Annotated in this window: 8 protein-coding genes; all 8 read left to right on the forward strand. The window is 35.3% G+C overall.

The genetic code is table 11. The features are described from left to right. Positions 1-3: 3 nt before the first annotated feature. The 8 genes from queF (at position 4) to ACGH49_RS09065 (ending at position 12,201) form a co-directional block, all read left to right on the forward strand. Positions 4-477, forward strand: coding sequence for a preQ(1) synthase (gene queF, locus ACGH49_RS09030; RefSeq protein ID WP_411589076.1), 474 nt, complete (start codon positions 4-6; stop codon positions 475-477). A gap of 26 nt (positions 478-503) precedes the next feature. Beyond that, positions 504-1,160: a 7-cyano-7-deazaguanine synthase QueC gene (gene queC / locus ACGH49_RS09035; protein ID WP_411589077.1), complete on the forward strand. Its 657-nt coding sequence runs from the start codon at positions 504-506 to the stop codon at positions 1,158-1,160. Positions 1,161-1,207: 47 nt separating this feature from the next. Next, positions 1,208-1,888 (forward strand): 7-cyano-7-deazaguanine/7-aminomethyl-7-deazaguanine transporter, encoded by a 681-nt coding sequence (locus tag ACGH49_RS09040; RefSeq protein ID WP_411589078.1) that lies wholly within the window; start codon positions 1,208-1,210, stop codon positions 1,886-1,888. Positions 1,889-2,434: 546 nt separating this feature from the next. After that, positions 2,435-7,591 (forward strand): MG2 domain-containing protein, encoded by a 5,157-nt coding sequence (locus ACGH49_RS09045; RefSeq protein WP_411589080.1) that lies wholly within the window; start codon positions 2,435-2,437, stop codon positions 7,589-7,591. A gap of 118 nt (positions 7,592-7,709) precedes the next feature. After that, on the forward strand, positions 7,710-10,007 hold the full coding sequence (pbpC, locus tag ACGH49_RS09050) for a penicillin-binding protein 1C (protein WP_411589081.1): 2,298 nt from the start codon (positions 7,710-7,712) through the stop codon (positions 10,005-10,007). 19 nt (positions 10,008-10,026) lie between these two features. Further along, positions 10,027-10,449 carry a nucleoside-diphosphate kinase gene (ndk, locus tag ACGH49_RS09055; protein ID WP_411589082.1) on the forward strand — a complete coding sequence of 141 codons (423 nt, stop codon included), beginning with the start codon at positions 10,027-10,029 and terminating at the stop codon, positions 10,447-10,449. Positions 10,450-10,639: 190 nt separating this feature from the next. Further along, positions 10,640-11,473, forward strand: a complete 834-nt coding sequence (locus tag ACGH49_RS09060; RefSeq protein WP_411589138.1) for an ABC transporter substrate-binding protein — start codon at positions 10,640-10,642, stop codon at positions 11,471-11,473. Between the two features lie 2 nt (positions 11,474-11,475). Continuing rightward, entirely contained in the window at positions 11,476-12,201 is a 726-nt protein-coding gene (locus tag ACGH49_RS09065) for an amino acid ABC transporter permease (protein ID WP_065559930.1), read from the forward strand. The last annotated feature ends 4 nt before the right edge of the window (positions 12,202-12,205 follow it).

A 12,205-nucleotide genomic window follows, 5' to 3' on the forward strand; every position in this document is an offset into this window, starting at 1 on the left:
ATAATGAGTAAAATTACACTACTAGGCGATCAGTCTGTTCGCTATCCAACAACCTATTGTCCTGAAATACTCGAAACGTTCGATAATAAACATCCGAATAACGATTATTTTGTTAAATTTAATTGCCCAGAGTTTACTAGTCTTTGTCCTATCACGGGGCAACCTGATTTTGCGACAATTTATATTTCGTACGTGCCCAAGATTAAAATGGTCGAAAGTAAATCATTAAAACTCTATCTGTTCAGCTTTCGGAATCATGGCGATTACCACGAAGATTGCATTAATATTATTATGAAAGATCTAATTAAATTAATGGATCCTAAATATATCGAAGTCTGGGGGAAATTTACACCTCGTGGCGGTATTTCGATTGATCCTTATGCCAATTATGGCAAATTGGGTACTCATTGGGAACAAGTTGCGGCTAATCGATTAGCCAATCACGACATGTATCCAGAAAAAGTGGATAATCGCTAATTTAATCTATCTTAACAGGAACATTAATGCAAACTCGTAAAGCACTAGTTATATTTTCTGGTGGGCAAGACTCAACCACTTGCTTACTGCAAGCCATTGCTGATTATGGACGTGAAAACGTTCAGGCAATCAGTTTTCGCTATGGTCAACGCCACGCAATAGAGCTTGAAAAAGCCAAATGGATCGCTGATGATCTTGGTATTAAGCAAACTGTCATTGATACATCAGTTATCAAACAAACTACAAATAATGCGTTGATTGATGACGCTCAAGAAATTAAAGCAGCTCAAGATGGCGATTACCCCAATACCTTCGTTGATGGGCGTAATATGCTTTTTTTACTTTTGGCTGGCTGTCATGCTAAGCAACAAGGAATTTCTGACATTATTATTGGAGTTTGTGAAACCGATTTTAGTGGTTATCCAGATTGCCGTGATGTCTTTATTAAATCAATGAATGTATCAATGAATTTAGCCATGGACTATGCGTTTAATCTCATCACGCCACTGATGTATTTGACTAAAGCGCAAACGTGGGAAATGGCTGATAAACTAGATTATCTTGATTATGTTCAAAAAAATACTCACACCTGTTATTACGGTGTTGAAGGGGGATGTGGTAAGTGTCCAAGTTGTTTATTGCGCAATAAGGGCCTACAAGAATATATGGCTCAAGCTAAATAAATTCATTCATCATTGGGTTCTCTCACCCCCATTAAAAAGGAAAAAAGATGTACTTAAATGTTCATTCAGAATCGATAGAAAAAAGTTTTACCCGTAAACAAAAGCAAAAAGCGCTTTACTGGTTGGCTTTTTTTCACATATTGGTTATTGCTTCAAGCAATTATTTAGTCCAAATCCCATTCGAAATTTTTGGTTTTCAAACAACTTGGGGGGCATTCACTTTTCCGTTTATCTTTTTAACTACCGATCTGACTATTCGAATTTATGGTGCTAGTTTAGCCAGAAAAATCATTTTTGTTGTAATGATTCCTGCATTGTTATTTTCATACCTGATTTCGGTACTATTTTTTGAAACCCATTGGATTGGATTATCAGCATTGACGGAATTTAATAGCTTCGTATTTCGAATTGCATTGGCTAGTTTTGCCGCTTATTTAGTTGGACAACTAATGGATATTACTGTTTTTAACTATTTAAGAAAAAACAAATCATGGTGGGTTGCCCCAACAGCATCAGCAATATTTGGTAATGGTATTGATACTATTGTCTTTTTTGCTATCGCATTTTATCAAAGTAACGATGAATTTATGGCAAATCATTGGATCGAAATTTCGTTAATGGACTATAGTTTTAAAATTCTAATTTGCGGATTATTCTTTTTGCCACTTTATGGTGTCATTCTCAATTTTATCCTAAAAAAGTTAGTTGCAATGCCTAAAAGTAACTAATTATTATAATCAATCTTTTATTTAATTATCTTAATAAACATAAAACTCATTAATTATTTTAAATGAGTTTTATGTTCAATATTGAAAAACCACCCATAAAAACGCATACCTGTTTTTACAACATATAAATGTTATTATTGGCATTTATCCTACTAGAATTTGTCAACATCTGATGCTTTCTTGAAAAAATATGAGCATCTGAGTTAAGAGAAAAAGGTCTTGAAGATACCAGTATATTGATGATATGAGTCATTTTTTGATATCGCATAAAAAATAGACTTGAACGTGGTAATTATTACTTTTTTACTAAAAGCTAAAAGGTTCTAAATCTAGATTAATTAAACAATCTTTTAAATAGTTATCAAGACCAGTTTAAAAATCATAAAAAGTGTTGATTTTATTTTTTTCAAATTCTTTAAATGCGATCAAACTTTCTTTGCTAAAAGACAAATAGCAGTGCATAATATGCGGTCAAAATATAATCAAAAATAAAGTTAAAAAACAGCAATTACACATAAAAATATATAAGGTCGAGGTAATAATAAGATGGGATTTGTAAAACATCTGGCTGTATTGAGTCTGTTGCTAGCTTTAACAGGTTGCGACAATAAAGACACTAAGCAAAACGTAAGCGCTGAACAGGCAAAAACGCAATTAGAAACAAAAGTTATTGATAATAATACAACAGCTGATATTAGCAATCCTAGTGATGACGGTAATATCGTACAAGATGAATCGTCAAAACCAGCCTTTAACCCTACGTCAGAATTAGTTGAAAAGTACCGCGGTAAACAATTAACTGTTATTGATAGTTCAGAAGTCATTCTTGATGGTTCAAGTACTTTAGTTATTACCTTTTCGGTTCCTTTAAATCCTAAACTCAATTTTTCTAATTTACTTCGTTTAGTTGATCGCCAAACCGGCAATGTTGACGGGGCTTGGGAGTTGTCGGATAACGGATTAGAATTAAGACATCGCTATCTTGAACCGAATCGTCAATTAGATCTCACCATTGATAAGATGTTATCTGCAATTAATGGCAACAGTTTAAAAGAAGTCTACCAAGCAGAAATTAAAACTCAAGATCGCCTGCCGATGGTGGGATTTGCTAGTAATGGTTTTTTGTTGCCAAGCAAATCAATGACTGGTTTACCTGTTACTACGCTTAATGTTAATAAAATTGATGTTAATTTCTTTAAAATTAAACCAGAACAGTTATCTGATTTTATCGCTGATTATGGTTTTATTAACCAAGTGTCAACTTGGAATTCAAAGAATATTAATAAATTTGCTGATTTAGTTTATACGTCTCGGTTTGATCTTAATCCTAAGCGTAATTCGCAAGAAACCGTATTACTTAACTTATCATCCATTCCGCAACTTCAACAAGAAGGGATTTATTTAGCTGTTATGAATCAAGCCGGAAGTTATGATTATGCAAATCCTGCATCACTATTTTCGATCAGTAATATTGGTGTTGCGGTTCATGCTTATAACAATAGTAAATTATCCGTTATTACTCATGGCCTTGATAATGGAAAACCATTTGCTGATGTAAATATATCGATTTTATGTAACAAAAGTATTCGAGATAGTAATAAAAATTGTACCACCATTACAGCTAAGACTGATGCTACAGGTTATGCTGAAGTCACTTTGCCAAAAGGCATGGATTATGCATTACTTACTGCAAGTGATGGCAATCAAATTTCTTTGTTGAATTTGGATCGTAGTGCATTAAATTTAAGCGAATATAATTTAACGGGTTCTACTTTTAATCAAAAACAATTTTTCGCTTTTGGACCTCGTGATTTATATCGTCCTCAAGAAACGGTCTATTTTAATGCACTTTTGCGTAATGCTGATGGTTATCCATTGCCGTTGCAACCTGTTGTTGTTGATGTTATGTCACCAGATAATCAAGTTGTTGAGAATTTTACTGTCGATGCTAAAGCAAAATCTAACGGTTTATATCAATGGCAATATGTTATTCCAGCTAATGCAGCAACGGGTAAATGGGCATTTCGCTTTAATTTAGGCGACGATAATTACCGTTATGCGTGGTTTCGTGTGGAAGAATTTTTACCAGAGCGCATGGCAATGGAAATTAGGGCTGCATCCAATAAGCCTATTATGCTTGATAAACGTGTCAATTTTGATGTTAAAGGTTGGTATCTTTATGGTGCTCCAGCAGCAGGAAATAATTTAGAAGGTAATATTTATCTTAAAAAAATTGATTCAATACCAGAACTTGCTGATTATAAAATTGGTGATGTGACCGACAATAATATAGCTAGACAACTTGATAATATTGAGACGACATTAGATAAAAATGGTAATGCACAAGTTGGAATTGATACTAGCGATTGGGGCAAGTTGAGTTCTCCTATTAAATTTATTTTGCAGGCCAGTTTACTTGATTCAGGGGGACGTCCTGTTACTCGTTATGCCAGCCAGGCTATTTGGCCAAATCAGCAAATGCCTGCTGTGCGTGCACTGTTTTCTCAAGCACCTTATTATGATTGGTCATCAGATAAATATGAAACTAGTCCGACAGTTGATAAAGGTGCTAATGCTGAATTTGAAGTGGCTTATGTCAATAGCGATGGACAAAAGCTAGCTGCTAGCCATTTAAAGGCAAGAATTATTCGTGAACGTCGTAATTATTATTGGAGTTGGTCTGAATATGCTGGATGGCATCAAGAATACAATTCAAGTGAGTTTGTTGCACAAGAACAACCACTTTCTATAGAAGCCAATGGTACAGCTAAGGTGAGTTACCAAACTGATGATTATGGCTCATATCGTATTGAAATTGTTGATACTAAAAATAATATTACTAGTAGTTTACGTTTTAGAAGTGGTTACAATTGGGAAGATAATACCAATGGTACCAATGCTGTTCGCCCAGATCAGGTCAAATTGAGCCTGGATAAAACTGCCTATTCGGTCGGTGATACTGCTAAAATACATGTACAAGCACCAGTGGCAGGCTCAGGTTATATTTCACTTGAGACCAATGATGGTCTGTTATGGGAAAAAGATATTACTGTTGATGAAAACGGCATTGATGTTGAAATTCCAATCCAAGATTGGAAACGTCATGATATTTATATTAGTGCGATGATTATTCGCCCATCAACTGATGCGGCAGTGCAAACAATTAAAAGAGCAATAGGGTTACTTTATTTACCGATTGACACTTCAAATCGTCAATTAAACTTGAGCATTGAAGCTCCTAAGAAGACAGAGCCTGAAAAAACTATTCCAATAAAGGTCAAAGTAGATAAAAGTGCAATCCAAAAGGATAATAAAGTATCAGTATTGGTTTCGGCTGTTGATTCCGGTGTTTTAAATATTACTAATTTTGCAACACCTGATCCTTATAGCGCATTTTTGGGTCGTAAACGTTATGAAGTTGATCTTTACGATGTGTATGGAAAATTAATTGAAGGTAAAGGTCGCAATTTGAATGTAAGCTTTGGTGGTGATGCTATGCTTGGTGAATCTGGCACAGGCGGTAAAAAACCATTAAACGAAGTTAAAATTGTGGCTCAACAATTGCAAACTATTAACCTTAATGATGACGGTGAAGGCGTTGTAGATCTTACTTTGCCTAATTTTAATGGCGAATTACGCATAATGGCTCAAGCGTGGGATGATAGCCGTTTTGGTAAGGCTGAACAAACTATGCTCGTTGCCTCGCCAGTCGTTGCTGAATTATCTACACCGCGATTTTTATCGGGTGGTGATCAGGCTACCTTGGCACTGGATCTAAATAATCTAACCGAAAAAACGCAAACAATGCAGGTTGATGTTTCGATGGATGGTTTGATTTATCAAAATGTTGTTGAGTCTACAAAAATAACACTTGATAGTAAGCAAAGACAGATAATTCAAGTGCCCGTTGTTGCTGATTATGGCTATGGACAAGGTACAGTGACAATTAATGTTACAGGCATTTTATTGGATGATGGCTCAAATTATCAGATCAAACGATCGTGGGCAGTCGGTGTTAGACCGGCTTATGCCGCTACCAATAAATATTATGCTGCGGCAATTAATGGTGGTGAAAGTTGGGTTTTACCTGAAGCTAGTATAGCTGAGATGATTGAAAACACGGTTGATGGTAAATTAATTGTATCTAATCAACCGCCGTTAAATATTGCTCAATATATTAAATCGCTATTTGCTTATCCATATGGTTGTTTAGAACAGACTATTAGTGGTTTAATGCCATCATTATATGCAAACCAAGACCAACTTGCAGCTTTGGGAATTAAAACCGAATCGGATAAAGAGCGACGCGAAAAAGTGCAATTAGGTATTTCGCGAATTTTATCAATGCAACGTAATAATGGTAGTTTTGGTTTATGGAGCAAAGACAGTGCCGAGGAATATTGGTTAACTGTGTATGCGACTGATTTTTTAATCCAAGCAAGTGAGCGTGGTTATAATGTCAATAATAAAGCGCTTGATGCAGCAATTACCCGTATCAGCCAATATACTTATGATGCCAATGCATTTAATAGTTTACAAAGCTACTATGAAAATTCACAAGTAAGCTATTATACGCAATTTGCAACTAAAGCTTATGCTTTAGCTGTGTTGGCAAGGCAAAATAAAATAACTGTGCCTATGCGTAATGAAATTAATCGAATGTATCAACAGATCACTGAGAGTGATTTTAAGGTATTCTCACCATTACCTGTTGCTCAGTTAGCGCTTTCTGCTAAGCTGGCTGGTTTTGACAATATTTATAATAATTTGATGCATCGAGTATTTACTACAAGTTATGATAATCGCTATTCTTGGTTAGGCGAATATGGTAGTGCTATTCGTGATAATGCATTAGTTTTATTTTTATTGGTAGAAAATAATTTAAGTGTTGATAAGCAAGCTGATTATTTAATTCAGTTATCTGATTTGCTTAATGATACTCGTTATTTTTCAACTCAGGAACTTTACGCATTATTTGTGGCTGGCTGGTCATTAGAACAACATAAATCTTCACATAAATTTAATGTTGTGATCAACGAGCAGTCAAATGAGGTTGATTCGACTTTATCACGCTCTTTTGGTGTTGCTAATTTAGCAAATAGATTAACGATTTCTAATCCAGAAAATGCACAACCACTTTATATTAAATTCACCGTTTCAGGTTATGGCAAGAAAGCGCCTGCACCAACGAGTGATGAAAATATTTTAACTATCAATCGTTCTTATTACGATTTGAAAGGTAACAAAATTCAACCTGATCACTTGAAAGTGGGTGATTTAGTGGTGGTATTATTGGATGTTAGAGCACATAAAGAAGAAGTTCACGATGCGTTAATTGTTGATTTTTTACCTGCTGGACTTGAGTTAGAAAATCAAAATCTCACAAATAGTAGTGTAAGTTTACAGGCAATACCGGAACTTGCCAATTTGTTGAAAGATGAAGATAGCAATGATATTAAATATCAAGAATTCCGTGATGATAGATATGTTGCGGCTGTTGATATTAATCACTATGTGAGCGATGGTACTTATCGATCGCAGGTTGCTTATTTGGCTAGAGCAGTGACGGCAGGTAATTATATGATTCCATACCCTTATGTTGAATCTATGTATCGTCCGGATCGGTTTGCAATTGGTCAATCATTTGACTTAATGTCTATTGTTGAGCGCAATGTAGATCCCAATGAACCTAAACAACAATAGCTAGTATGTATTAATTAAATTTGATTTTTAAAATGTAAACAAATTGATTAACCGCTAACACTTGTTAGCGGTATCTATTTATACTCAAACATAGTGTTACCGGAAGTTTTTTGACAAAATGAAAAAGTGCCTACTTAAAATTCTGGCTTTCTTATTTTTTTCTATCCTTTTGTTATTATGTGGCTTTTTTATTGCCGATTACTTTTATCCTTTATCAATAACACAAAATAAAACGACACAAACAATTCTTGCGCAAGATGGTTCGCCTCTGTGGCGATTTGCTGATGAAAATGGTATTTGGCGGTATCCTATCAAATTAGATGAAGTCCCCAATGATTACCTTGATGTGTTATTAAATTATGAAGACCGCCATTTTTATGATCATTTTGGTATTAATCCTGCCTCTTTATTGAGAGCAGCTTGGCAAAATATCACCAATAAAAGAATTATTTCTGGTGGTAGTACTATTTCGATGCAGGTTGCAAGGTTACTTTATCCACACGATCGCTCCATGGCAGGAAAGTTACAACAAATATTTCGAACACTACAACTTGAATTACATTTTACAAAAGATGAAATTTTAACTTTATATATTAATCGCACCCCATTTGGCGGGACAATCGAAGGCTTAGGGGCTGCTAGTTGGTCATATTTTGGTAAAGAGCCCAAAGCGTTAACACGTAGTGAGGCGGTTTTATTGGCCGTATTACCACAAGCCCCTAGTCGTTTGCGTCCTGATAGGTATCCCGAACGAGCCAAACAAGCACGAGACAAAGTTCTAGCAAGATTGGCCCAATATCAGGTATGGTCACCTGATATTATAGAGCAAGTTAGAAAAGAAGAAGTATGGGTTTACCCACGTAAAAAGCCACAATTAGCTCCTTTATTAGCTCGCAGGTTAAGTCAACAATATCCTGATGTTGATATTATTCGATCAAATATCGATCTCTCTCTTCAATACAGCCTTGAAGATATTGCTGCTAATCGTAAAAATCAGTTACCTCCCAAAAACTCACTAGCTATTTTAGTTGTCGATCATACGGATATGTCCGTAAAAGGCTATGTTGGGTCGGTTGATTTTAACGACAAAGAGCGATTTGGTCAGGTCGATATGATAAATTCACTTCGATCTCCTGGATCGACATTAAAGCCTTTTATGTATGCTTTAGCGATTGATAACGGCATGATTCATTCTGAATCGTTATTGCAAGATACACCTAGAATCAGTTCTGATTATCGACCTACGAATTTTGATGAAGATTTTTATGGACCAATCAGTGCCTCAGATGCATTAAAGAACTCATTAAACTTACCTGCTGTTGAGTTAATTGAGCTTTATGGGCCAAAACGATTTGCTGGCAAGCTGTTTAGTATTGGCTTACCACTTCAATCTAAAGGTAATGATCCTAATATATCGTATATATTGGGTGGTGCGTCGTTAAGAATGGATAATTTAGTTAGCGCATATAGTGCCTTTGCTCGTCATGGGCAAGTAAGTCCTTTACGATTTACGCAAGCAGATCCCTTACTAAGCAAGCCATTTATTAGTGATGGTAGTGCATGGATCACAAGACAGATGCTAGTTAATAATTATCAGCTTGCCTATAAAACAGGCACTAGCTATGGATATCGTGATGCATGGGCGATTGGAGTCAATCCTCGCTATTTGATTGGCATTTGGGTCGGTCGTCCTGATGGAACGCCCGTTGTAGGTCAATATGGCAGTATTACAGCGGTGCCGATACTACAACAAGTTAACACGTTATTATTAAATAAAGAGCGACGAATAAATCGCACACTTCCCTTAGTAACTAAACCGACAACAGTAACCTTAGAAAAAATTTGTTGGCCATCAGGACAAAAGTTACCTGCAACTGATGAAAACTGCCACCGTCAAAAAAATGCATGGGTATTAAATAATATGATACCTCCAACACTTGATACGATAACAGCACTTAATAATAATATTTATCGTTCAGGGTGGGTGACTATTTGGGTAAATGATGCCGGCAAACGTGTGTCAGCAGACTGTAGCAATGCACATAAAAGACAGGTTGCACTTTGGCCAATAGCTTTAGAAAATTGGCTACAACCCAAAGAACGTCGGCAATCGCTAATTCCTGAAGTTGATAATCATTGCCCAGTGTTTGGTAAAGATATCTTTTTGCCACTCAATATTATTGGACTGCAAGATAAGCAATTGGTAAAACGATTACCAGGGCAACAAGATATCACTATCGATCTAACTCCACAAGGTGGTGTTGGTGACAAATGGTGGTTTTTAGATGGTGAACTTATTGAGAAAACGTATGGCGATCAAAAGGTAGCTTTGACAGTTACTCATAAAGGTTTACATCATCTATTTTTATTAGATCAAAGTGGACAAATTTCACGAATGACATTTACCCTTGATTAAACCAACAAGGAGCAAACCTATGGCTATTGAAAGAACTTTATCTATCATCAAACCTAATGCCGTTAAAAAACAATTGATTGGTGAAATTGAAACCCGTATTAGCCAAGCAAAACTTAACATTATTGCCTTAAAAATGCTTAGATTAAACAAAGAACAGGCAGAAGGATTTTATGCTGAGCACCAAGGTAAATCATTTTTTGATAAGTTGGTTAAATTTATGATATCTGGGCCGATAGTTGTTCAGATTCTCGAAGGCGATAATGCCATTAAACGTTATCGAGAATTGATGGGACCAACTGATTTATCTAAAGCAGCCGCAGGCACTTTACGAGCTGATTTTGCTGACTGTATGACTGAAAATGCCGTACATGGCTCAGATTCTCTAACCTCGGCTGAAAAAGAAATTGCTTATTTTTTTGTTGATAGCGAGATAGTAGGGTAAATCAATATTATTAAATAAATCAAAATAGTGATATAAGCTGTTTTAGCTTGTATTAGTTTTTTTAATGTCATTAATCGAAAACTACTACATATAACTTTAAGTTATAACCATGTGAGTATTTGTTATTTATTTATTCGATTCTTTGTTGCTAAACTTTAACGGTATATAACATAACCTTGACTGAGGGAGAATCGGAATGAAATTGTTGACTAAATCACTAACTGTTATTGCATTAGTAAGTAGTTTTTTAGGTGCAAATTCTGCTTATGCAGATCGCCTTGATGATATTGAGAAACGAGGAGAAATAAAAATAGCGGTATTTGATAGTAATCCGCCATTTGGTTATATTGACGAAAAGACAAATAAAATTGTTGGTCTTGACGTTGATTATGCCAACGAGATAGCAAAAGCATTAAAGGTCAATGTTGAGCTAGTTCCGACTAATCCAGCTAATCGAATTCCATTATTAACATCCCAAAAAGCCGATTTAATTGTAGCTAATTTTACCGTTACTGATGAAAGAGCAAAAACCGTTGATTTTAGCCTTCCTTATTTTGCGACTGGTCAGAAATTTGTAGCAAAAAAAGGAGTATTGAAATCAGCAGATGATTTGAAAAATCTTCGTATTGGTGCCGATAAAGGTACAGTTATGGAAATTACATTGCGAGAAAAATACCCAACAGCTAAAGTAATTTCTTATGATGATACACCATTTGCGTTTGCAGCATTACGTAATGGTGTTGTGCAGGCAATTACTCAAGATGATGCAAAATTAATCGGCCTATTAGCGAATTTACCAGAAGAACAACGAGCTGTATTTGAAATTTCACCATTTAGTATTACTCAAGAATATCAAGCTGTTGGTATACCAAAAGGGGAAGATCGTTTGAAAGAAAAAGTGAATCAAATTTTGTTAACACTAGAAAAAGATGGTGAAGCATTAACGATTTATAATCGTTGGTTTGGACCTGAAACTGCATCAGCGATTCCTCGTGGTGATTTTAAAATTGGTAAAGGTCAGTAGTTATGTATGAGCAATTACTTGAGCCTCGTTATTTGTGGTGGTTATGGGATGGTTTTTTAGTTACGTTAGCTATCTCATTGCTAACCATTATATTTTCAACATCACTAGGTTTTTTGCTGGTTATTGCTCAACAAAGTCGAATTAAATTCATTCAAGTTATAGTAATGGGGTATAACGCAATTTTTCGTTATTCTCCGTTATTGCCTCAACTCTTTTTTTGGTATTTTGGTGTGGGTAATTTATTACCAATAGAATTTAAATTATGGTTATTTGAAGAATCGCAAATCCAGTTGCTGTTTTTTTCACTGAAAATGCCATCATTTGAATTTATAATCGGTTTAGTTGGTTTAACTTGTTATTCCAGTGCTTTTATTGCAGAAGAATTTAGAGCGGGTATAGCTGGTGTAAGTCGGGGGCAAGAACAGGCTTCATTGGCATTAGGTTTAACTTGGTGGCAAAGTATGCGATTTATTATTTTGCCACAAAGTTTTCGTATTGCATTTCCACCTTTAATTGGTCAGTACATGAATATTATAAAAAATTCGTCGTTAACAATGGCTATTGGTGTGTTAGAACTTTCTTATGTATCGCGTCAAGTTGAAACAGAATCATTAAAAACCTTTCAAGATTTTGCTATTGCAACTTTATTATATATTTTGGCGATAGTGATTGTTGGAACTTTGGGTAATATTTATCAAGCAAAACGATTGCAAATAGGTAAGGTGTAATCAT

It is taken from the genome of Gilliamella sp. BG7, from assembly GCF_046635565.1.
GTDB classification, from domain to species: Bacteria; Pseudomonadota; Gammaproteobacteria; order Enterobacterales; family Orbaceae; genus Gilliamella; species Gilliamella apicola_P.